The following is a 24,405-nucleotide window of genomic DNA, read 5'->3' on the forward strand; positions in this document are numbered from 1 at the left end:
GTCCGCATGTCAAACAACATGAAAAATATTGAATTTGAAATACCAGCCTATTCAGACTGGCAAGATGCAGCAATCAAAGCTTTAAAAGGGAAACCATTTGAGTCACTATTCACAAAAACAAATGAAGGTGTTACACTACAGCCGCTTTACACGCAAGAAAGTTTAGTAGCTAAGCTTGGAGAAGAGCTTGATTTACAAGTTGCCACAATCCGTTCCCTACAAAATGATCAAGTATTTCAGGTGGCACAACAAATTCACGCTGATTCAAGCGAAGCTTTTTTTGCACAGCTTGAGGATAGTCTAGCTCGAGGCAATGAAGTTATTACGATTGATAGCCGAGTGAGCTTTGCTTGGACAGAAGAAGTATTGGTCAAATTAGCATCATATTTCTCAGAATATTCGTTTAAAATTACTGTTGAAAATTCAAAAGACCCATTATTAGCAGTATTCGACAACATTCCAGTAGATCAACAAGAAGCCATTAAAGGTTACATTATTTCAAAAGACCCTATCACTTTGACTGCATTTCCGAACGTGCGCTCAGTCAGTGCAGACACAACGGTTTATCATAATGAAGGTGCTAACGCTGTACAAGAATTAGCCTATGCACTTGCATTAGCAGCCAAATTTGCAGAACAAGAAGAAAGCTTTGAAGCGTTCTCGAAGAAATTCTTTGTATCATTTGCCATTGATACACAATTCTTTACGGAGATTGCAAAGCTACGTGCTTTTAAAGTACTTTGGAAAGCGTTCTCATCCGCTTATGGCGTAACAGATCATATCAAAATCCCTACTGTTGCTGAAACATCATTAAGAAGCTTTTCTAAATTAGATGTGTATGTAAATTTATTACGCTCTTCAAATGAAGCGCTTTCTGGTTTAATCGGTGGTGCTGATCTCTTTACGGTTCATCCACATGACGTGTTAACAAAGCCTACGGATCAATCCATTCGTATCGCTCGTAATGTATCATTAATTTTAAGAGAAGAAACAAATGTCTTAAAAGTAAAAGATCCAGCAGGGGGCTCTTACTTTATCGAGTCGTTAACAGCAGATTTTGTGAAAGAAGCATGGGCACTATTTTTAGACATCCAGGCAGCTGGCGGTATCGATGAATATACAGCCTCTGGCAAGCTTGCAGAAGAAGTGGAAGCATCCTATCAAAAACGCATCAAAGCTGCCCAAACACGTAAGCAATCATTAATTGGAACGAATATTTATGCTAATCCAGCTGATATTCTTGAACAGGATACAAATCCATTATTTGTTGATATTAAGCGTATCGCTGCTCCATTTGAGGATTTACGTGCAGATATGACAGCAGGAGATGTAAAAACAGGTATTTTAGCATTAGGATCATTAAAAAGCTCTAAACCACGCGCAGATTTTGTAGCGGGCTTCTTAAACACAGTGGGTCTTGTACCAGAAAAAAGTGAGCCAGTGACAACTGTAGAAGAGGCAGTAGCTTGGCTGAAGGCGACAGAGGCTAAGTATGTAGTGATTGCAGGCAATGATGATGATACAAAAGCATTTGTATCAGCCATTTTAGCTGAAAAACCAGCGAATGTGCTTGTAGATGTAGCGGGCAAATTTAAAGACGAAGAAGAAGCATGGTTAGCAAATGGCTTAAACGGCTTTATTTTCGCAGGACAAAACATCATTGAAAAATTACAGTCCGTGTTTGCGAGCATGAAGGAGGTCCAACGATGAGCAAGCCAAATTTTAATGCAATAGAAATAGAAAAGGTTTTAACAGCTGAAGCACCTCAAGCGTCTGAAGATAAGTTCATGACAAATGAGGGGATTGAAATTAAAGATATTTACACAAAAGAAGATATTAAAGAGGCTAAACATCTAAATGATGTGGCAGGGATTGCACCCAACACACGTGGACCATACCCTACTATGTATGTAGCACGTCCATGGACGGTTCGGCAATACGCTGGTTTCTCAACTGCTGAAGAATCCAATGCCTTTTACAAACGAAATTTGGCCATGGGACAAAAAGGTCTTTCTGTCGCGTTTGATTTAGCAACACACCGAGGCTATGACTCTGATCATCCACGTGTAACAGGGGACGTAGGAAAAGCTGGGGTTGCGATTGACTCAGTTGAGGATATGAAAATCCTTTTCGATCAAATCCCGTTAGACCAAATGTCAGTTTCAATGACAATGAATGGTGCCGTATTACCCGTCCTTGCATTCTATATTGTAGCAGCAGAAGAACAAGGGGTAACGCCAGATCAATTAGCAGGTACCATTCAAAATGATATTTTAAAAGAATACATGGTGCGTAATACATATATTTACCCACCAGCTATGTCAATGAAAATCATTGCAGATATTTTTGAATATACAGCGAAGTATATGCCAAAATTTAACTCTATTTCAATTTCGGGTTACCATATTCAAGAAGCAGGCGCAACAAATGACATTGAGCTTGCCTATACATTAGCAGATGGCTTGGAGTATGTTCGAACAGGATTAAAAGCAGGTATTGATATTGATGCATTTGCACCTCGCTTATCGTTCTTCTGGGCAATTGGTATGAACTATTACATGGAAGTTGCTAAAATGCGTGCAGCACGTCGTATTTGGGCACAAATGATGTCTACGTTTAACCCGAAAAATCCAAAGACATTAGCATTACGTACGCACTCCCAAACATCTGGCTGGTCATTAACTGAGCAAGATCCATTTAACAATGTTGCACGTACTTTAATCGAAGCAAATGCCTCTTCGATGGGACATACGCAATCCCTTCATACAAATGCATTAGATGAAGCGATTGCACTTCCAACAGATTTCTCAGCACGTATCGCGCGTAATACACAGTTATTTTTACAAGAGGAAACAGCGATGACAAAAGTCATTGATCCTTGGGGTGGTTCGTACTACGTAGAGAAATTAACAGAAGAAATTACGAAATCTGCTTGGGCGTTAATCGAAGAGATAGAAGCGCTTGGTGGTATGGCTAAAGCGATTGAAACGGGACTTCCAAAAATGAAGGTTGAGGAAGCAGCAGCAAAACGTCAAGCGAAAATTGATTCTAAAACAGAAACGATTGTTGGCGTGAATAAGTATCGCTTAGCAAAAGAAGAGCCAATTGATATTTTAGATATCGATAATACCATTGTTCGTCAAAAACAAATTGAACGTTTAGAAGCGATGAAGGCAGCTCGTGATGAAGCGGAAGTTCAAAAACATTTAGCTCGCTTAACGAAGGCGGCTCAAGATGGAGAAGAAAACCTGCTAGCGGTAGCAGTGGATGCAGCGCGCGCTCGTGCTTCTTTAGGTGAAATATCTGATGCAATTGAAGCAGTTTCTGGTCGTCATAAAGCGGTCATTCGTTCGATCTCTGGTGTTTACTCTGCAAACTTCTCTGATGAGGAGCAAATTGCGGAAGTGAAACAAATGACAGAAGAATTCCTTGAAAATGAAGGTCGTCGTCCGCGTATTTTAGTTGCTAAAATGGGACAAGATGGACATGACCGTGGTGCAAAGGTTGTCGCAACTGGTTATGCAGATTTAGGCTTTGACGTAGATATTTCTCCATTATTTATGACGCCTGCTGAGGCTGCTCAAATGGCTGTTGAAAATGATGTTCATGTTATTGGTGTGTCTTCACTAGCAGCAGGACATAAAACATTAGTGCCTGAATTGATAGCTGAGCTTGAAAAACTAGGTCGTGAAGATATTATCATTATTGTGGGTGGTGTTATACCAGCACAAGATTATGATTTCCTTTATAATGCTGGTGCAGTAGCCATTTTCGGACCAGGTACAGTGATTCCTGTATCCGCACAAAAAATTATTGAAGAAATCTACAAACGTTTAGGCTATGAGGAAGTGTCTGAATAATGGACAAAAATAAAGGAATGGAAGAAAGTGCGCTATTTGTCATGGACGGAGTAGAGGCGACTCACGACGGGATGCAATATGGTACACCCAAAAAGTTCCGAAAGAAAAAGGCAGACACTCTAAATGTAGGAGAGCTTGCACAACAAGTACGTGCGGGCTCTCGCACACATTTATCAAAAGCCATTACCCTCATTGAAAGTTCAAACGCTACCCATAAAGTACAGGCACAAGAACTATTGCAGGAGCTTCTTCCACATACAGGCAATAGTATCCGAATTGGCATAACAGGTGTGCCTGGGGCAGGAAAAAGCTCATTCATAGAGGCTTTCGGTACTATGCTTTGTGATATGGGGAAACGAGTTGCTGTTCTTGCTATTGATCCAAGTTCTTCTCTATCGGGAGGAAGTATACTTGGCGATAAAACGCGTATGGAAGAGCTCGTTAAGAAGCCTAGTGCATTTGTGCGTCCATCGCCATCGGCAGGTACCCTAGGGGGTGTTCACAAAAAGACACGAGAAACCATGTTAGTTTGTGAGGCAGCAGGCTATGATGTGATTTTAATTGAAACAGTGGGTGTTGGACAAAGTGAAACCTATGTCCGTGGCATGGTTGACTTCTTCCTGCTTCTTGTTTTAACAGGAGCGGGGGATGAATTGCAGGGCATGAAAAAAGGCATTATGGAATTAGCAGATGCAATTGTCGTGCATAAGGCGGATGGTGATAATGTACGTCTAGCTAAAAAAACGGTTGCAGAGTACAAACAAATTTTGCACTTTTTACAGCCTGCTACACCTGGTTGGATGTCAACTGCCATGCCTGTTAGTTCACTAGAAAATCGAGGACTTGATAAGGTTTGGGAAACAATTGGGGAATTCAAGCAAATCGTAGAAGCAAATCACTATTGGGCTACCCGACGCCAGCAACAAACAAAAGAATGGTTCCAATCGATGATTACCGATCATTTAATAGATCTCTTTTATGGAAACCCGCAACGTAAAGCACAAGTACAACAGCTTGAACGTCAAATTTTAAGTGGACAGTTGACAGTTACACAAGGTGTGGATCGTTTATTTAGCGAGGAGCAGGAAGACAAGTAAACGAGTCTTATTGAAATCGTAGTAATTTCAACTGAAATGTGTTGAGCAAGTAGGTGCACAAATTGCTTGCAAACTGCTATGATAAGAGATGGATAAGCGTCAAAAATCTACTATCTGAAATATAACTAAATTGGCGCGAACTTGAAAGGAGCTATCGCTATATGAATATGGATTACGATTTATTTATGCAGGAAATTTTAAAAACAGCACGTGCTGAAATTGAGGCAGCTGGTTATGAACAATTAACAACACCAGAAGCTGTAGAAGAGGCGTTTGCTCGTCCAGGTACAACATTAGTAATGGTGAACTCAGTGTGTGGTTGTGCGGGTGGTATCGCTCGTCCAGCAGCAGCACAATGCGTTCATTATGATAAACGTCCAGACCATTTAGTAACAGTGTTTGCAGGGCAAGATAAAGAGGCAACTGCAGCAGCGCGTTACCATTTTGGAGAAGATCATCTACCTTCATCACCATCATTCGTTCTATTAAAAGACGGACAAGTTGTCGCAGAAGTGGGACGCTATGAAATTGAAGGGCATGACCCAATGTCAGTTGTGACAAATTTACAAGCAAACTTTGAAGAATATTGTGACGAGCTTTAAGTCTATTCTTGCATAAGAAAAATCATTTTCAATCAAGTAGAAAAGCCTCATAGATCATGCTATCTATGTAGGCTTCCTACTGATCCTCATGTATAGGTAGTTTCATTATTATTAAAATTTTTGTAATATTGGCTAAATAATTAGCTGAATGAGTGAAGAGTACTAAAGGATGGGAGGCAGTCGGCCTGAAGAAGTTTTCAATCGGCTATCGAACTTTAAAAACAGCAATTGGTGCGGCCATCGCTATTGCCATTGCACAGTATTTTGATTTAGCCTCATATGCATCTGCTGGTATTCTAACCATATTATGTGTGCAGCCAACAAAAAAGAAATCCATTTATGCAGCCTATACACGATTGGTTGCAAGTATTGTAGCAATGCTTTTTGCCTTTGTAAGCTTTGAGTTATTTGCTTATCATCCACTTACGCTAGCAGGCATGCTTATACTCTTTATTCCTACTATTGTATCTTTAAAGGTTGCGGATGGATTTATCTCCAGTGTCGTGATTATTATGCATATTTACGCTGCTGAAGGTTATTCATTAACACTTGTTTATAATGAATTAGCGTTGATGGCTATCGGTTATGGAACAGGGATTGCCATTAATATGTATATGCCAGACATTCAAAAGGAATTAAATTACTACAGAGTCAAAATAGAGGAGCTATATAGTAAGATTTTTTTAGAAATTGCCAGCTATTTACGGCAAGGAGATACGTTGTGGAACGGCCAAGAAATTATCGATGCAATCAAAGCACTAGAAGAGGCAAAATCATTAGCGTTTAAAGATGTTCAAAACCATTTTACAAGACGTAAAAATGATTACTATGTATATTTCGATATGCGAGAGCAGCAGCTAGAAATTATCGAAAGAGTGCTACCCAAAGTGACGACATTACCTGTTATAGTACAAGAGGCTGAAATTGTGGCAGATTTTTTACAAGACCTAGGTGAGCATGTTCATTCGGGGAATACGGCTAGTCAGTATCGCGAAAAGCTCGAACATGTTAAGCGCGATTTTTCTCAGCTTCCTTTACCACAAAGCCACGAGCAATTTATCGCTCAGGCAGCCCTCTATCAGTTTATAGAGGAAATGGACAGGTATTTAGAAATAAAGCAGTCATTTAAAGGGTTAAAGGCTAAAAAAGAGCGCCCACAGTAGTGTGGACGCCTCGTGCTTTGCCTTAAATTATCATAGATAATCCGAATGCTAGAGATGAGATTAGCATAATTGCGATCATACTATAAATAACGACTTTTTGAAATTTTTTATTACTCATATGCTCGTTCGCTCCTTCTTTTCTTATAAATAGTTTAGCAAATCTGAAAAATTTCTCAAGTAGTAGAGTTTTGACAAAAAAGTCTGTAAAATAGAGTATGTACCATAACAGAAGGAGATGTCACCATGGAGAAAGTAGACCATATTGGGATTGCAGTGCGCGATCTTGATGAACGCATTACATATTATACAGAAACTTTGGGCTTAAAGTTGATGAAAGTGGAAGAAGTAGAATCTCAACAGGTTCGTGTGGCATTTATCGATGCAGGGAACGTGAAAATCGAGCTATTAGAACCAATGAGTGATAAAAGTGCCATCCATGGTTTTATTGAAAAACGTGGAGAAGGAATTCATCATGTTGCGTTTGGTGTGACGGGAATTCGTGAACGAATGGCAGAGCTTCGTGAAAAAGGTGTACGTCTCTTATCCGAAGAGCCAGGGCCAGGTGCTGGAGGGGCAGAGGTTGCGTTTATGCATCCTAAATCCTCATTTGGGGTGTTATATGAATTATGTGATAAAAGTGGAAAAGGGGATAAGTGATTAGTATGGATATGTTCGACAAAATCAATGACTTGTATGACCGTAAAACGGTAATTGAACTTGGTGGTGGCTATGATCGCATCGATAAGCAGCATGAGAAGGGGAAACTTACTGCTCGTGAGCGTATAGACTTGTTGCTAGACGAAGGTACATTTTTCGAAATCAACCCATTTATTACACATCGTACAGTAGACTTCGGCATGGAAAAAATGGAGGGACCTGGTGATGGTGTCGTAACTGGATTCGGTAAAATTAACGGACGTCCAGTATACTTATTCTCTCAAGATTTCACAGTGTTTGGTGGGGCGCTTGGTGAAATGCATGCGAAAAAAATGGCAACAGTGATGGATCTAGCTGCTAAAAATGGTACACCATTTATCGGCATCAATGACTCAGGCGGTGCACGTATTCAAGAGGGTGTTCTTTCATTAGATGGCTATGGTCATATCTTCTACCGAAATGCCATTTATTCTGGTGTGATTCCACAAATCTCTGTGATTATGGGACCTTGTGCTGGTGGAGCTGTTTATTCTCCAGCTATTACTGACTTTATTCTAATGGTGGATAAGACATCTCAAATGTTCATTACAGGACCTAAAGTAATCGAAACGGTAACAGGAGAGAAAATTTCTGCTGAAGATTTAGGTGGTTCGAAAGTAAATAATGCGGTCAGTGGGAATGCTCATTTCCGTGCTCCTTCTGAAGAGGCAGCGATTGATGAAATTAAAAAACTATTAAGCTACTTACCACAAAACAATAAAGAAAAGGCGCCTCGTCAAACTAGACCTGAAGGGGATGACTACCGTCCAGAAATCGTAGATACAGTACCAATCGAAACAACACGTCCATATGATGTACGTAAAGTTGTTGAGCAAGTAGTGGATGAAGGTTCGTTCATGGAAGTACATGCAGAGTTTGCTAAAAACGTAGTAGTCGGTTTTGCACGTATTGCTGGCGAATCAGTTGGACTTGTTTGTAACCAACCAAAAGTTCTTGCTGGTGGCTTAGATATCGATTCTTCTGATAAAGCTGCTCGTTTCATTCGTACTTGTGATGCATACAATATCCCAATCATCACATTTGAAGACGTTTCTGGCTTCTTCCCAGGTGTTAAACAAGAACATGGTGGTATTATTCGTCATGGTGCGAAAATTCTTTATGCTTATTCAGAAGCGACTGTTCCAAAAATTACAGTGATTTTACGAAAAGCTTATGGAGGCGCTTACGTTGCCTTAAACTCTAAATCAATTGGTGCTGACCTTGTATTTGCATGGCCAAATGCTGAAATTGCTGTTATGGGTGCTGCTGGCGCAGCTAACATCATTTTTGCCCGTGAAATTGCAAAATCAGATGACCCAGAAGCAACTCGTGCAGCAAAAATCGAAGAATATAAAGAGAAATTTGCTAACCCATATGTTGCAGCATCTCGCGGTATGGTAGACGACGTAATCGATCCACGAGATACACGTATCAAGCTGATTCAAGGACTTGATATGCTGTCAAACAAACATGAAACACGTCCAGAGAAAAAGCACGGTAATATTCCTCTATAATAGTCATACAAGCCTAGCAGCTCAAAAGTTGCTAGGTTTTTCATTGCCAAAAAGTGAAACATTTTTGTATGTCATCCGTACTGATAGATATGAGGAGTTGAGATGAATGGAATGGCAGCAATTACAAACAGAGCAAGAAAAGATTCATGCACAACTTAGAAAAGCATCTAGATTAAACGAACAAAATCAGTTAATTGATGGGCAAATTAAACATACACAACAGGAAATAGACACTCATACAGCAGCACTCCACCAAATTCGATCCAAACTTGATAAATTGGATGGTTTCTCGTTTATGAATATGATTCGTACGTGGACAGGGCAACAAGATGAACTGAGGGCAGAAAAAATTGATAAGGCGGCAGTACTTGAATTAAAGCTGAATGAAGCAAAGAAAATGCAAAATGATTTAGCAGAGGACAACGTGCAAGTGATGAATCAGCTTGCCCAGATTGATGAAAATGCGCTACAGCAATCACTTCAACAGGTCTACCTTAAAAAGAAGAAGTATTTACAGATTCATGATGCTGCCCAAGCAGAAAGGCTAGAGCATTTAGCACATGAGGAAATGCTAACAAAGCAGCTCATTAGAGAAATTAAAGAGGCGGAGGAAGCGGGAGAAGTAGCTCTTACAAGGCTAGGGCAAGCAGCAGCTTCATTACATTCGGCCAATGGATATTCCACATGGGATACATTTTTTGGCGGTGGGCTGATTGCTACGCACTTAAAGCATGATGCACTCGATCAGTCTGAAAACTATTTACATAGTGCTCAAATTGCGTTACAACGGTTTCATAATGAATTATTAGATGTTCATGAAATGTCTACGAAATCGCTGCATATTGAAACAGATGGGTTTGTTAAGTTTGCTGATTACTTTTTTGATGATATTTTTTCAGCATGGTCTGTTCATTCTAAAATCTCGACAGCAAGGGAACAGGTCTCGCGTGTTCAAGATGATGTACATAATACGATTTGGCGCTTACAGGATAAACATAATAAAGCTGTCAACTACCTACAATCATTAGAAAAAGAAAAAGAGCTTATTTTCAATGACTAGGGAAAGTCTGAGATTTTTCTCAGACTTTTTATTTTGGTAGTATTGTTCAATGATTTCAACTCTTCTGACGTTGTGCTAAAATGATACATATACTATAACGTGGAAATACACGTAAACTAAGGGAGTTTTACAACATGACAAGTCGTTTAGTAGAAGAGTTTTTTGAGCTCGTACAAATTGATTCCGAAACAAAACATGAACAACTAATAGCACCAATTCTTGTAGATAAGTTAACTGCACTTGGATTTTCAGTGATTCAAGACGATGCACATACGCGTAATGGACATGGGGCAGGTAATATTATTGCCACATTAAAAGGCACATTGGATGTAGAGTCAATCTATTTCACTTCTCATATGGATACTGTCGTTCCAGGAAAAGGCATCAAACCGTCTTTACGTGAAGATGGCTATATCGTATCAGATGGTACGACGATTTTAGGTGCCGATGATAAAGCAGGACTAGCTGCTCTATTTGAGATGGTCAAACGTTTGAAAGAGCAAAATATTGCACATGGCGATATTGAATTTATTATTACGGCTGGTGAAGAAAGTGGCCTTGTTGGCGCTAAAGAGTTAGATCCAGCTAACATTAAAGCAAAATATGGATTTGCGGTTGATAGCGATGGCAAAGTTGGTGGTATCGTGACAGCAGCACCATTCCAAGCGAAAATTTTCACAAAGATTATTGGAAAAACGGCACATGCAGGGGTTGCTCCTGAAAAGGGCATTTCTGCCATAACAGTCGCATCAAAATGCATTGCTCAAATGAAACTAGGTCGTTTAGATGAAGAAACAACAGCGAATATTGGGCGTTTTGAAGGTGGACAAGCGACGAATATTGTTTGTGACGAAGTGACAATCCTTGCAGAAGCACGCTCTATAGACAAAGCTAAATTGGATGCGCAAACAAAGCATATGCAAGATACGTTTGAACAAGTAGCTGCTTCTTTAGGCGCACGTGCAGAGGTAGAAGTGAAGCTAATGTATCCAGGCTTCCGTGTAACGGAATCGGATAAAGTAGTTCAGGTAGCTATGGCTGCTGCACGCAATATTGATCGTACACCGACACTAGGCATTTCTGGTGGAGGCTCAGATGCAAACGTCATCGCAGGCTTTGGTATTCCTACAGTTAATTTATCTGTTGGATACGAGGATATCCATACAACAAATGAAAAAATACCAGTAGAAGAACTTGAAAAATTAGCAGATTTACTAGTAGAAATCGTCAAAGAATCGGCGAAAAACTAACAGTCGAATAAGGATGTGACCCTATGGAAAGTGTCAAAGCAGTCGTTTTTGCTTGTGGGACAGAGGAGTATGCTGTGCCTGTGGAGCAAGCGATTTCAATTGAAAAATTAGAGCAAGTAACACCTATTCCTCATTTACCTAACTATCTTCTAGGCTTTACAAGAATTCGCGGTGAGCTTGTACCTGTTCTTGATTTTGAACGCATACTGTACAATCGTTCATCGAATACAGCAACTGCTCGTATCATTGTGTTGAATACAGATGTTGTTAATTATGGATTACTTGTTACAGAAGCACGTGAAATTCTTGATTTCGATGAATCAGTACTTCAGCAATTGGGTCTAGTCAATTATAGTAAAACACGCTATTTTACTGCGGTAGCTAATCTTGAAAATCGAATGATAACATATGTTGATCCAAAAATACTGGTTAATTCATTAGAGGGAATTAGGGAAATTATCGATTATTTACACAAAATGCTTGAAAATGAAAAGGAAAACGTAGAGGCTTAAGTACTCTACGTTTTTTTATGTTTGAATAGTAAATTTAACCTGTATTTTGTCGTTTTTACCTGATCATACATGTGACAATTATGCATTATACCTACAGACAAACAATTACTAACCGCGTATGATAATGATTAAGAAAAAACTGAAAAAGGCAAACTTCACCGAAAGGGAGGGACGCAAAGCCATGAGTCTAAACACTATAATTTCAGTGCAAGATTGTCAGGTTGCCAGGTTCTGTTCTAGGAGCCGTGGCGAGTAGAATGGAGTTAGTTCGTATGAAGAGACAATTAAAAGTATGGACCGCACTAATCGTCATCATGATTAGTTCATTAGCTTTATCAAGTGGAAAGGTTGATGCAATGTCTATACAGGAAAAGGCTACTTGGCTGTGGGATACATCCCTCATCATTGATGACCAAGAAAAAATATTATTATTTTTAGAACATAACGATGTCAATAAAGTTTATCTGCAAATCGATCAAGGCATAGCGAGCAATGACTATAAGCATTTTATTAGTAACGCTTCTCACAGAGGTATTCGCATTTATGCATTGGATGGTGCTGCAAGCTGGGTTTCAGCTGAGGGTAGTCGAAGCCAAGACGAATTGTTTAATTGGTTACATACATATAATGAGAATTCAACTGAATCTGAGCAATTTTCTGGGGTTCATCTTGATGTAGAACCTTATTTAAATAGTGGATGGAGCTTACATCAAGCACAAACGATAGAATCCTATCAAACACTAATAATGAAAGCAAGTGAGAAAGCAAGTCAGTTACAACTTACTTTAGAAGTAGATATGCCATTTTGGTTTGATGAAGTTCAGTATAATAACCAATTTGGAAAAGGGTTATTAGCTGATTGGGTCATTGAGCATACGGATAGTGTGACGATCATGGCCTATCGTGATGCTGCAAAAGATATTATCTCTATTGTAGAACATGAAATCGCGTATGCTTCCACTGTGAATAAATCAATTGTAATTGGTGTAGAAACAGGCGCTTCAGAGGAAGGGGAAAATATTACTTTTTATGATAATGGAGAAGCCTTTATGAATGAACAGCTTATACTTGTTCAGCGACATTTTTCAAATAACGATGCTTTTCATGGAGTAGCCATTCATTATGTGGAGAATTGGATGACCATGCGTCCATAAAAAAAGTCCTTCCAGTGTTAAACTGGAAGGGCTTTTCTATTGGTATTAGGACAGTCGACCACTGTAGTCCTCGAATTTAAATTCACGAATGACTTTAATACCTTCTTCATCATTATAAGAAACGATAGATGGTAAGTTGACACCGTTAAACATATGGTTTTTCACCATTGAATAATGAGCCATATCTGTGAATACAAGACGATCACCTGGTTTTAATGGCTGTTCAAACGAATAATCGCCAATCACATCACCAGCTAGACATGTTAGTCCACCTAAGCGATACGTGTGTGCTAATTCATTTGCTTGTCCAGAACCAATAATCATTGGACGGTAAGGCATTTCAAGTACATCAGGCATGTGACATGTTGCTGATGTATCTAAAATAGCAAGATCCATTCCATTTTCTTGAATATCTAGCACCGTTGCTACTAAATAGCCTGTATTAAGGGCTACTGCTTCACCTGGCTCAAGATAAACAAGCAGGTTATACTTTTCTTGAATATAATTAATGATGTTCACAAGTTTTTCTACATCATAATCATCACGTGTAATATGGTGACCGCCACCGAAGTTTAACCATTTCATTTGGTGTAAAACATCACCAAATTTTTCCTCAACTACTTCAATAATACGCTCTAATGTATCAGAATTTTGTTCACACATCGCATGGAAGTGTAAGCCATCGATACCATCAAGCTGTGATTTATCAAAGTTAGCCAATGTTGTACCAAGGCGAGAGTTTGTGTAACAAGGATCATAAAGAGCTGTTTCAATTTCAGAGTATTCAGGATTCACACGAATACCACATTCAATTGTTTTACCAGCAGATTTAACTTTATCCTTGAACTGAGCCCATTGGTTAAATGAGTTAAATACGATGTGGTCCACATAGCCTAGAAGCTCGTCCATTTCATGCTCAATATAAGCAGGTGCATAAACGTGAACTTCTTTGCCCATTTTTTCATAGCCAAGACGTGCCTCATGCAGTGAGCTAGATGTAATGCCCGCTAAATATTCCCCTACTAGCGGGAATGTTGAATGCATAGAGAAGCCTTTAAGGGCTAATAAAATGCGGCAGCCTGTTCGATCTTGAATTGATTTTAAAAGCTCAAGATTCTTTGTTAATAATCGCTCATCCACTACATAAGAAGGGGATGGAACTTTTGAAAAATCAATTGGTTTCATCGGCTTAATTCCTTTGCATCTAAATCAAGGTCTAATAATTCTGGGTTATGGCTTTCTTGCCATGGTAGACCCCATTTATTTAGTGCATCCATGAATGGATCTGGATTGAAATCTTCCACATTCCATACACCTGGTTTACGCCATTCACCGTTCATCACAAGCATTGCACCGATCATAGCTGGTACGCCAGTTGTATAAGAAATCGCTTGTGAACCAACCTCGTTGTAGCACTCTTCGTGGTCACATACGTTGTACACATAGTACGTTTTTTCTTTGCCATCTTTTAGACCGCGAATGATACAACCAATGTTTGTTTTACCTTTTGTACGTGGTCCAAGTGAAGCTGGATCTGGTAATACCGCTTTAAGGAAGTGGATTGGTTGAATCATTTGTCCTTCAAATTCGATTGGCTCAATTGACGTCATACCTACGTTTTCTAACACTTTTAAGTGTGTTAAGTATTTTTCAGAGAACGTCATCCAGAAACGGATTTGTTTTAAACCTTTGATATTTTTTGCAAGGGATTCAAGCTCTTCATGGTATAGAAGGTAAATATCTTTTGGTCCGATTTCAGGTAGGTTATACACTTCTTTTTTCTCAAGTGGTGCAGTTTCAATCCACTCGCCTTCTTTCCAGTAACGACCATTCGCTGTAATTTCACGAATGTTAATTTCTGGGTTGAAGTTTGTTGCGAAATGATATCCATGATCTCCCGCATTGGCATCCACGATATCGATATAGTGGATTTCATCAAATTCATGTTTTTGTGCATGAGCTGTGAAAACGCCTGTTACACCTGGGTCAAAACCGCTTCCAAGTAATGCAGTTAAGCCAGCTTTTTCAAACTTCTCTTTATAAGCCCATTGCCATTTATATTCAAATTTTGCCGTTTCAGGTGGCTCGTAGTTTGCAGTATCCACATAGTGCACACCTGTCGCTAAGCAAGCATCCATAATCGTTAAGTCCTGATAAGGTAGAGCCACGTTAATCACTACATCTGGTCCGAAAGCTTTAATAAGCTCAATAACCTCTTCTGTATTGTCTGCGTCTACCTGTGCAGTATGAATTTTTGTTTTTCCGCCGTCTAGTTTTTCTTTTAGAGCGTCACATTTTGAAACAGTTCTACTTGCGATACAAATTTCCTCAAATACGTCCGAATTTTGAACACACTTGTGTACCACAACACTGGCAACTCCGCCAGCTCCGATAATCAATGCTTTACCCAATTGTCTACCCCCAAGTTCATATAAAGTATTGTCAAACAAGCTGATTATACAGAAAATTGATATACTACTCAATCATTGTTTTAAAATTTTCTACAAAAAATTTTATTTTTCTACAACAATTAGACGTATACGGAGGGGATTGCCTCGGAAAAGAAGGGAATCATGAATAAATCTACAACGCCATTTTAGTAAAAATAGCTGTTGTATAGACTTAAATAATTGGTGAAGTTTCATCACAATTCATCCAAGATACTACGACATCAAGTAAATATTTTTCTAAATGAATGTTTTGACATAGTATCTCTTCCGATTGACGATTTGATACCATCTACTAAATCATTTCTACTAACTTTACATAAAAAAATCCCTCTACATATAGAAAGGGAAGGAACCACATTAAATCTGTGTACTGGAAAATGATGCATATTATTTCAGAAAACGATTGGATACTTGTTGTTTTTCTTCCCCCCATATATAGAAGAAAATCACAAGCAAAGTACTAAAAAAACCCATCACAAGAGCATACGTACTGAGGGCTACTCCCACTTGACTTTGCATGGCATAAATAAAAATGGCCCCTATTGTTAACAAGTTGCCTGTAACAATCGATACTAGATGAAAGCGTTTATTCATAGCAAGCCCTCCTATTAGATGAATTGGTAATGCTCAGGATTTAAGATAATTAACTTCAATTATCGCACAATTCAGAACTTTTTCCAATGTTTTTATCTTACTAGAATAATTAAAGATGCTTTTTTAATACATCTTTTTGTAGTATGATGAAACACAAAAGGAATATTCATAGATTATTACAAGAAAGGGGAGAGGATGGATCGTGAAATTACGCAATTCATTAACTTTTCAACTTGGGACGATTATCGCTGGTATTTTAGTGGTGATGCTAGGGATTACTTCGTTCGCTACATACATAACTGCTTACAATAAACTTTATGATGCTGCTGGTGTTGAGGCCTATGGCTGTGCCAATATTACGACAGGTTTGATCAATCCGCAACAATTGGACAAGGCCATTCAAGGCGACAAGGCTGTACAGGAAAGCATTGGGAACGATTTGAACTGGACAACAGGTCATAAAGATATTTTCCAAACACAATATATTTTATCGTTGGATGGCACATTATTAGCGCTTGATGATCATTTGGCTGAAAAAGGTTATGCCCCTGGTGATCAATTTTATTTAGATAAAGAAGCTATTGATATGTTGCTTACACATAAGCATCCAACATATTCACAGCCTTATACCTATGCAGGGATGGACCGTTTATCTGGCTATGCCCCTATTTTTAAAGACCATGATTCCAGTAAAGAAATTATTGCCATTAGTGTCATCGACTTTGATGCTAATATCGTGAAGGAGCGAACATGGGATGTTGTACGAAATGGGATTTTAATTAGTATTTTCCCTATGCTAATTGCTTCCATCATTACAGGCTTTTTAATTCGTCGTAAAGTAAGACCGATTAGTGTGCTGATTCAGCAGGCGAAAGAAATTGCCAATGGTAATTTAGCTGTACCTGAAACAAAAATTAACAGTAAAGATGAAGTAGCGGATTTAGCGAATACATTAAATCGAATGACAGCTAATTTACAAAATATGATTATGACGATGCGTTCCACTTCTAACACTTTAACGAATAACGCAGATGAAACCGCTTCCACCCTGAACGATATGAGCAATACCATTCAAGGTGTCGCTAATAATATCGAAGAGGTAACAAGTGCCGTGACGGCAGGGATGCACCATGCTGAAAATGCGACAGATGTTCTTACTTCTTTAGCGCAGGACCTTCAAATGATTCAAAGCAATACCAATAACAGTGCTGATAATGCTAGACAAACGATGGAATTAGCAACAGAGGGTGAGCGACTAGCAAAAGATATAAGCAATGATATGGCATTAATCCACAGCGGATCGGGTGAGGTACAACAAACAGTAGAAAACTTGGTTACATCTGCAACCAAAATTCAAACGATTACAACGTCTATTGCAAACATCGCATCACAAACAAATTTGCTAGCACTGAATGCTTCCATTGAAGCGGCTAGAGCAGGGGAGCATGGCAAAGGCTTTGCTATTGTTGCTGAGGAAGTACGGAAGCTTGCTGAGCAATCTAATCAAGAGGTATTGCAAGTTGAACAGCTTATTCAGGATATAATGAAGCATGTGCAGCAGGTCATGTCATCTACGAATGATAATACGCAATATATTGAAAAAGGAACAGAGACAGTACGTCTAACCGCACAATCTTTAGGAAATATTTCTACAGCAGTGGCTGCCACAGTAGAAGAAATGATTACCATTTCTAATGCTATGACCGCTGAAAACGAAAAATCTACACGTATTGTGCAGATGATTCAACAATTAACAGAATCTATTCGTGATATAGAAGAAACGATGAATATGATTACTGTCGCAGCACAGCAAACAACTGCAAGCATTGATGAGGTGGCACATGGCTCTAATGAAACAAATCACATGGCACACACACTCGAACAGCATGTAAAGGCGTTTAAATTAAAAGAATAATAGAAAGATTAGGACATGTTGGCTTTTGCTAATACTACTTAAATGGTAAACTAGCAATAAGATTTTTCTTTTGCGAAGGTGAGGATTTTAATGGTGGTAAAACAAATGAACGAGCAAGTTCAACAAGTCAATGACTTATTTTTGAGTGGTCAAGTAAAGGAAAGTTATCAACTAGCCAAAGAAATATTGGGCAATGATACAGCGATCGCAGAAGAGGCCTATCAAGTCATTCAGCAGCATGTGGCAATGCTAGAGGCAAATGGGTATGCAAATATGCCTCAGCCTACTGATGACAAAGCAAAGCAAAGTGTGGAACGTATAGATGGTTCATATCCAGAACGAGATGTTCTCGCAGCTTATATAGGTAGTCAGGATGATGAGCAATTTGGTAAAGTGGTCGATGAATTATTAGCAGGACCTATAGAAGCGCAGGCGAACGCCTACTATACAATGGCAGAATATTATGTCCTTGCAAAAGAACAGGATAAGGCATCAGTACAGTATGCGGAGGCAATCAAATTGCAGCCTAATAAGGCATTGTATTGGGGAGCATTTGCACAGTTTTTAAATCGTCACGAAGGTAGCCCTTATTCGGCATTAAGACTGATTGAAGAAGCAATACTCCTAGATGGAATGAATCCTCGTTGGCACTATATTCAAGGTAATATATTTTTCCAGCTAGTAGCAGCGACAAAAAATTTAAGCTATTTACCTGCCTTGGAAGAAGCATGGGAGAAAGCTGAAAAACGTTGTACAGCTAAGCAGGTCACATTGAAATTGGATTTGGAGAAGTCAAAAGATTTGTTAGCGCAATGGAAAAAGCAAATGCTCTAACAGGTATCTATTAATAATTATTTCCTTTCAAGTATAATTATGCTATAGTGAAACCATAAACGGACGTATGAAGCTTATCGATGACATGAAAGAAGTGTTTTTTTGAGTTTATATGTAGCGTATGTATTGGTAGGACTTGCCATTGCCATGCCTGTAGGAGCTATTACAGTAGAAATGACAAAGCAAGGACTCAAAAATGGTTTTATGCACGGCTGGGCAGTTGGACTTGGTGGCATGACCATTGATATTGTATTGGTTTTTGCTTTGTATATGGGACTAGCTTCCATCTTGGCTATGCCTTTAATTCAACTACCTATGTGGATTATTGGAGCGGGCTTTTTATTCTTGTTAGGCTATGATTCTATCAAGAACGCTGACCATGATATTACATTGGCAGGAGAAAAAGTAACCAAATCGTTTTTTGCCTCTTATTTTAACGGCTTACTAGTGGCCATTTCGCCTGGTAATCTTGTTTTTTGGGTCAACGTATTTGGTGTGGTGCTAGCAAAATCTTATGGACAAGGGGAGTCAACGAGCTTTTTAATTATTGCTGCTGGTGTTTTAAGTGGAATTTTACTCCACGATATCGGTTTGCTGACCATTGTCTCGGTTACTCGTAAAGCTATGAATCGGAAGATGATTAGGACATTTACCATTGTCGCAGGATTCTTATTGATTGGTTTTGCTTGTTATTTTATCTATGAATTTATACAAGGAATTAAGATTTATATATGAAAAGTGCGATCCCTAAAGATCGCACTTTTTTTATTGCGCAATAGCCTCAGTATGCTCTTTTAAACAAGCTAAAATTTCTTCTGCTACTTCATGCGCTAATGCTAGTTCTGAAGTAAAGCCAACACAAGAACAATTCATCTCACCTAAAATATAGCAATCTTCTCCGACTTCATTGGTATCTAGCATAAAGTCGGCTGTCCAGATTAGCGGTAAATCATAATTGCCTAGTAGGTTTGTTACTTGAGGGAGCTGCTTTAAAAAGTTTTGTACCAGCTCTTGCCAGTCTTCAGGTTTGTCATAGCGATATTGAGCGCCAGAGAATAGAGTTGCACTAAAGGCATCCTCGGTAGCAGCTGGTTTTTTATGTACGACGTGTACAGGATGATCGCGCAACATGAATAAGCGGATTTCGCCTTCTGTAATCCTTGGAAGAAAGCGCATATCGATTAACATACCATTCGTCCCTGTAATATACTGCTCACAAAATGTCATAAAGTCGCCAAGCTGCCAATATTCTACATGATTATCTTTTGCTTCAGTACATTTGATTTGTGCATCAAGTGGCACTTCAGTGATACCCTCTGCTAGCGGTTCCACCAATTTTACACGCCAAATACCTTCTCCAGTTGAACCACGATTTTGCTTCAAAACACGCTCTGTTAAAGCTAAGGAAGTAGGGAATTGTTTTTTGAATGCTTCGATTGTGTAGTAGGCAAATGTATCATCAGGTACTAAATTTGTTGTCGTCAGTTTTGATAATACGTCTTTTGAACCATAGCTAATCATGGCGTCTGGATGTGGCATCCCTATAACGCCAGCTTGGCATAGCTCGCGTAGCATAGCAAAGTACTCTTCCTCATGCTGTAAGTTGCCTGGGTTAATGCGAGATACATAGGCAATACCATGTTCCTTAACATAGTGAAAGATTTCCTGCTTTTTTGTGATATCAAAGAAGAGTACCTCTGCATCCTGTCCACGTTGCTGTAGCGCTTCCACCATTGGCATTGTATCTGGGCGATAGCCATCTGGGCCTTTATCTGTGCCGCCTTCCACCTCGAAAAAAATAACTTTTTTATCCATAAAATACCTCCTTATATCTGTTGTTATGTTCAGTATAGTAGACAAATAAGGAGAAAAGATAGATAAAATATGTAAATTTTATGTATAAATTCATATATTACTATCTCGGTAATAGGAGGTATTGACTATTAAAATTCATAACTCTCTTAATTTTCTGTTTTCAAGCTTGCTTTTTCTGAAATACTGTAAGGTATAAAATCATAAGAAGAATTAGCAATGTACCAATAAACTGATAGCCACCAAAAGCAATCTTTAACCACCAAACACTTGTGATGACAGCCATTAATGGTTCAAGACTACCTAGTAGGCTTGACTCCTTTGGTGAAAGATAGTGCAAGCTAGCAATATAAAACCAAAAAGCGAGCATTGTCCCAAAAATAACAATAAAGAGAAAATAGGCAATGGTTGAAAACGTCCAATCAGATAGATCGATAGCCCATGGTGGGTGAGCTATACTCATTACTATACCACCGATGATCATCGACCAGCCGACAACTAGTAATGAATGGAATTGCCGTAAAAGTGGGACGGCATAAATGGTATAAAATGCAACAGAAAGACCAGATAAGATACCCCATAACACAGCCATTAAAGGAACGGACAATGTTGAAAAAGAACCGTTTGTTAATAATAAAAAGGTCCCCACAAGTGTAAGTGACACAGCTATACCATCCTGCTTTGTCAATGGACTTTGCCTCGTTAGAAAGTAATAAGCCATGATAAACAGTGGTGCTAAATATTGCAATAATGTGGCTACAGCTGAATTACCAATAGCGATTGACATCATATAGGTGTATTGGACAGCAAGCATGCCGAGTAGGCTAAATAAAATTTGTCTAAAAGCATTTTGCTTTGTGCGCCATATGACGAAAATGGATTCATGCCGATGGGTCATTTTATATATAGCTATTAGTAACAGACCTGCTAAAAGTAAACGACTAGAAACAAGCCAGCCGACCTCTAAATTGTCCTGCTGAAATAGTCGTTGGGCAACGGCCCCTCCGATTCCCCAGAAACTTGCTCCAAGAATAACTAGTAGAAAGCCCAGTGTACGTTTATTTTGGATAATTTGATTCATCTGTTTACATCTCCTAAACTATCAATATAAGATGATTATAAAGTGACTAAGTGGAAATAAATATCGATTTAATCCAATAAAATATCAATATATTGAGGTGTTAGAGATGCCGTTAACACATATTAAAATTGCCAAGGATTTACAAGAATTAACCTTGCATGGAACAAAAGAATTTCCAGTTGCCTTGTATGAAACGATTATGCGATTAGAAAGCATGGATTTTCTACCTCTCCATTGGCATAAAGAAATACAATTTGTTTTGATAAAAAAGGGATGTGCTCAGTATCGAGTGGGGACCGACGTTTTTGTTTTGAACCAAGGCGAGGGGCTCTTTATTAATGCCTCTGGATTACATGAAGCAAAGCCTTATCAAATTGAGCAAGCGATCGTTTATTGTGTAAATGTAGATCCAAAGTTAATGGGGGGGCATGAGGGCAGTATCTTTTTCTCAAAATATGTAGAACCGTATATTACAAGAAATCGAATACCTTATGTCAAACTAACAGGAGAGTTGGCACAGAAAGTAGCAACGATTGCGGAATTAATGCGAGAGCAAACCGCTTTTTTTGAGTTAAAGGTACGGAGAGAGCTTCTATTTATTTGGGAATCCATGCTAACCCAATCCTTATTGACAGAACAAATAATGGATTCTGCCACTATTGTGCAGCATGAACGAGCAAAAGCTATGCTAGATTTTTTACATGCACATTATCAGCAGAAAATAGCATTAGAAGATTTAGCTAGCCATGTGTATATAAGTCGCGCTGAATGTAGTCGTTTTTTTAAGAAAATAGTGGGCATGACACCGTTTACCTATTTATGCCAATATCGACTGCGCAAAAGCATAGAATTATTGAAGGGTAATGAGCTATCGATAACAGAAATAGCTGTTAATACAGGCTTTAGTACCGTCAGTTATTATATTGAAAAGTTTAAAGAATACACTGGCTATCCGCCACATGTTTATCGTAAGAAGTTTTTAAGTGTGAAAAATAATTGAACGTGAATGGAAATAGGACCATCTTTTATTCTCAAATTCTATACAAGATGAACCATTTGGCATAAAGTAAAATTATTAGTAGAGAGGGGGCATTGTGAATGATGGTCTTAAAAAGTAAGCAAAATATTTGGCTAGCCTTATTATTAGTGGTATTAGCGAGTAACTATACACTCTATAATACAGGATTTGGCACATCCCTTTTACCTATCGAAACAAATGGTGTTGTCATGGGCTCATTAATTGACTGTATTGTGGTGGTGCCTGTGCTATTTATGCTTTATAAAGGTAAATTTTCATTAAAGCAAGCCATCCTATTAGCTGCAGCTGGCTGTATTGCTGCACGTTTTATCATTCCTATGGAACACCTTCAGCCTTATGTGGCAGTGACATGGGCTGGCTTTGCGATTGAAGGGTCTATTATTCTATTAGAAATTATCCTAGTGGCAACACTTGTACGATACCTGCCAAAAATCCTAGGGGAAGTGCGGAGAAGCTCTTTACCAGATCTCTTTTCATTTTCAAAAGCTGTAGAACAACATGCACCCAAGCATCCAGTTATTCAGATGATCTGTGCTGATTTATTAGTGCTTTATTATGGTTTCGCGAGTTGGAAAAGACAAGAACGACAAGGTTTATCTTTGCATAAAAATTCTAGCTATATCGCTTTTCAGCTCATGATTATTCATGGGATTGCTATTGAAACGATTGGTATTCACTGGTGGCTACATGAAAAGTCAATGATACTTTCCATTGTGTTGCTTGTTTTTAATATTTATTCAGTAATCTTCTTTCTTGCGGATATGCAGGCTATTCGCCTAAATCCTGTTTATGTCACAAATGATACATTGTACTTATCTCTGGGATTAATGAAACGTACTGAAATTCGTTTTGATCATATTGCTGAAATCATCGAAGACAAGGAGCGGTTAGAGGGAAAATTATCAAAAGATACGATAGACTTTATAGCACGTGATTTTGGTGAGGCCTATCCGCATTTTATTTTGAAAATGAAGGAGCCTGTGGAAGTAACGTTTATGCTAGGGATCAAGAAGCACTATAGTCACATAGCCATTAAAGCAGACCAGGTTCAAGAATTTAGACAAATGCTTGTAGAAGGAATGGCAATGAGTCAACATCATTAAAATTAGTATAAAAAAGTAGTAGTCAATGTTTTGTGATCAAAACATTGACTATTTTTTTATTGATTGATTTTAATACTATTTAAACTAATTTTAACCTTCGGATTTTATAGTTTTAATGTACTGAGAATGATTGATTTACAGGAGGGCTTTGTTTTAGCGAAAGATTGAGAAAATTGTATGCCTGAGATAAAAGGGGAAGTGTAATAACAGCACGAATTAGTACATGATTAAAAAACCGCAATGTTCAACAGGGCTATATGGAAGTTCCAATAACGAAGAGATCAATCAAATACAGTCTATGACAGAGCAACAGCCATCCTTTGGTATGTAGTGAACGGATTGAAATGACAAAATTCCAGCCTGCACTAGCAGAATTAAGGACAGAAAGACGATATGAGCAGATTACATATTATGTAGAAACACCAGATCACTTGTTCCAAAATTTTCTTTATTAAAAGGCGAAGCGCATTTATTGGAGAAATATTATAATAAGCTTATTGAACAACATACCATTTCTGACAGCATTACAAAAATTTTTATTCCCGTACATCCAATCGATGTTCTTAAAGAACAAGTAATGTTAGAAAATGAAAATGTAAGAGTAACAAAAGATACGAAAACAAAAACCTCTGCATCTTTCTAGTCGATCAAAATCTACGAGCAAGTATT

General features: G+C 38.5%; 21 protein-coding genes and 1 riboswitch. Of the genes, 16 read left to right on the forward strand and 5 right to left on the reverse strand.

Translation table 11 applies throughout. From position 1 onward, the window contains the following. The first annotated feature begins 6 nt into the window (after nt 1-6). From AAJG31_RS22865 to AAJG31_RS22915, 11 genes are all read left to right on the forward strand, one after another. The gene (locus tag AAJG31_RS22865) at nt 7-1,710 is read left to right on the forward strand and encodes a methylmalonyl-CoA mutase family protein (RefSeq protein WP_279495445.1); all 1,704 of its coding nucleotides are present in this window, start codon (nt 7-9) and stop codon (nt 1,708-1,710) included. After that, nucleotides 1,707-3,860, forward strand: a complete 2,154-nt coding sequence (scpA, locus tag AAJG31_RS22870; RefSeq protein ID WP_279495444.1) for a methylmalonyl-CoA mutase — start codon at nt 1,707-1,709, stop codon at nt 3,858-3,860. Before AAJG31_RS22865 ends, scpA begins: the two co-directional genes overlap by 4 nt. After that, nucleotides 3,860-4,957, forward strand: coding sequence for a methylmalonyl Co-A mutase-associated GTPase MeaB (meaB, locus tag AAJG31_RS22875; RefSeq protein WP_048392309.1), 1,098 nt, complete (start codon nt 3,860-3,862; stop codon nt 4,955-4,957). The genes scpA and meaB overlap by 1 nt, the downstream gene beginning before the upstream one ends. A gap of 161 nt (nt 4,958-5,118) precedes the next feature. Continuing rightward, nucleotides 5,119-5,559 (forward strand): BrxA/BrxB family bacilliredoxin, encoded by a 441-nt coding sequence (locus AAJG31_RS22880; RefSeq protein WP_004231203.1) that lies wholly within the window; start codon nt 5,119-5,121, stop codon nt 5,557-5,559. A gap of 152 nt (nt 5,560-5,711) precedes the next feature. Next, entirely contained in the window at nt 5,712-6,722 is a 1,011-nt protein-coding gene (locus AAJG31_RS22885; RefSeq protein ID WP_081010952.1) for an aromatic acid exporter family protein, read from the forward strand. 243 nt (nt 6,723-6,965) lie between these two features. Continuing rightward, on the forward strand, nt 6,966-7,379 hold the full coding sequence (mce, locus tag AAJG31_RS22890) for a methylmalonyl-CoA epimerase (protein WP_004231207.1): 414 nt from the start codon (nt 6,966-6,968) through the stop codon (nt 7,377-7,379). A 5-nt stretch (nt 7,380-7,384) separates the two neighbouring features. Further along, nucleotides 7,385-8,932: an acyl-CoA carboxylase subunit beta gene (locus tag AAJG31_RS22895; RefSeq protein ID WP_066036219.1), complete on the forward strand. Its 1,548-nt coding sequence runs from the start codon at nt 7,385-7,387 to the stop codon at nt 8,930-8,932. A 106-nt stretch (nt 8,933-9,038) separates the two neighbouring features. After that, nucleotides 9,039-9,992: a hypothetical protein gene (locus AAJG31_RS22900; RefSeq protein ID WP_066036220.1), complete on the forward strand. Its 954-nt coding sequence runs from the start codon at nt 9,039-9,041 to the stop codon at nt 9,990-9,992. A 134-nt stretch (nt 9,993-10,126) separates the two neighbouring features. Further along, nucleotides 10,127-11,242, forward strand: coding sequence for a M20/M25/M40 family metallo-hydrolase (locus AAJG31_RS22905; protein WP_066036221.1), 1,116 nt, complete (start codon nt 10,127-10,129; stop codon nt 11,240-11,242). 23 nt (nt 11,243-11,265) lie between these two features. Beyond that, nucleotides 11,266-11,754 (forward strand): CheW domain-containing protein, encoded by a 489-nt coding sequence (locus AAJG31_RS22910; protein WP_004231214.1) that lies wholly within the window; start codon nt 11,266-11,268, stop codon nt 11,752-11,754. Between the two features lie 137 nt (nt 11,755-11,891). Continuing rightward, a riboswitch (cyclic di-GMP riboswitch) is annotated at nt 11,892-11,983 on the forward strand. Between the two features lie 43 nt (nt 11,984-12,026). Beyond that, nucleotides 12,027-12,908, forward strand: a complete 882-nt coding sequence (locus tag AAJG31_RS22915) for an amidase (protein WP_066036258.1) — start codon at nt 12,027-12,029, stop codon at nt 12,906-12,908. A 45-nt stretch (nt 12,909-12,953) separates the two neighbouring features. Here the strand turns inward: AAJG31_RS22915 and nspC are convergent, their stop codons facing one another. From nspC to AAJG31_RS22930, 3 genes are all read right to left on the reverse strand, one after another. Beyond that, nucleotides 12,954-14,093, reverse strand: coding sequence for a carboxynorspermidine decarboxylase (gene nspC / locus AAJG31_RS22920; protein ID WP_004231219.1), 1,140 nt, complete (start codon nt 14,091-14,093; stop codon nt 12,954-12,956). Continuing rightward, nucleotides 14,090-15,319 (reverse strand): saccharopine dehydrogenase family protein, encoded by a 1,230-nt coding sequence (locus tag AAJG31_RS22925; RefSeq protein WP_048392314.1) that lies wholly within the window; start codon nt 15,317-15,319, stop codon nt 14,090-14,092. The genes nspC and AAJG31_RS22925 overlap by 4 nt, the downstream gene beginning before the upstream one ends. Before the next feature lie 426 nt (nt 15,320-15,745). Further along, a complete protein-coding gene (locus tag AAJG31_RS22930; protein WP_054549177.1) occupies nt 15,746-15,952 on the reverse strand; it encodes a hypothetical protein in 207 nt (68 codons plus the stop codon). Nucleotides 15,953-16,154: 202 nt separating this feature from the next. Between AAJG31_RS22930 and AAJG31_RS22935 the strand changes: the two genes are divergently transcribed. The 3 genes from AAJG31_RS22935 to AAJG31_RS22945 all read left to right on the forward strand — a co-directional run bounded on the left by AAJG31_RS22935 (nt 16,155) and on the right by AAJG31_RS22945 (nt 19,436). Further along, nucleotides 16,155-17,867, forward strand: coding sequence for a methyl-accepting chemotaxis protein (locus AAJG31_RS22935; protein ID WP_054549178.1), 1,713 nt, complete (start codon nt 16,155-16,157; stop codon nt 17,865-17,867). A 105-nt stretch (nt 17,868-17,972) separates the two neighbouring features. Next, on the forward strand, nt 17,973-18,701 hold the full coding sequence (locus AAJG31_RS22940; RefSeq protein ID WP_233732036.1) for a hypothetical protein: 729 nt from the start codon (nt 17,973-17,975) through the stop codon (nt 18,699-18,701). 102 nt (nt 18,702-18,803) lie between these two features. After that, nucleotides 18,804-19,436 (forward strand): LysE family transporter, encoded by a 633-nt coding sequence (locus AAJG31_RS22945; protein ID WP_048392317.1) that lies wholly within the window; start codon nt 18,804-18,806, stop codon nt 19,434-19,436. Nucleotides 19,437-19,466: 30 nt separating this feature from the next. On the opposite strand, the gene AAJG31_RS22950 is transcribed toward AAJG31_RS22945, so the two are convergent. Both AAJG31_RS22950 and AAJG31_RS22955 read right to left on the reverse strand, forming a co-directional pair. Continuing rightward, complete coding sequence (locus AAJG31_RS22950) at nt 19,467-20,516, reverse strand: Cj0069 family protein (protein ID WP_048392318.1); 1,050 nt, start codon at nt 20,514-20,516, stop codon at nt 19,467-19,469. Between the two features lie 160 nt (nt 20,517-20,676). Continuing rightward, a complete protein-coding gene (locus AAJG31_RS22955; protein WP_279495437.1) occupies nt 20,677-21,594 on the reverse strand; it encodes a DMT family transporter in 918 nt (305 codons plus the stop codon). A gap of 106 nt (nt 21,595-21,700) precedes the next feature. Here AAJG31_RS22955 and AAJG31_RS22960 point away from each other — a divergent pair, with 106 nt between their 5' ends. Together AAJG31_RS22960 and AAJG31_RS22965 are read left to right on the forward strand one after the other, a co-directional pair. Beyond that, nucleotides 21,701-22,594 carry an AraC family transcriptional regulator gene (locus AAJG31_RS22960; RefSeq protein ID WP_112118334.1) on the forward strand — a complete coding sequence of 298 codons (894 nt, stop codon included), beginning with the start codon at nt 21,701-21,703 and terminating at the stop codon, nt 22,592-22,594. 98 nt (nt 22,595-22,692) lie between these two features. Then, the gene (locus tag AAJG31_RS22965; protein WP_279495436.1) at nt 22,693-23,736 is read left to right on the forward strand and encodes a beta-carotene 15,15'-monooxygenase; all 1,044 of its coding nucleotides are present in this window, start codon (nt 22,693-22,695) and stop codon (nt 23,734-23,736) included. The last annotated feature ends 669 nt before the right edge of the window (nt 23,737-24,405 follow it).

It is taken from the genome of Lysinibacillus sp. BS3 (assembly GCF_039614735.1).
GTDB lineage: Bacteria > Bacillota > Bacilli > Bacillales_A > Planococcaceae > Lysinibacillus > Lysinibacillus capsici.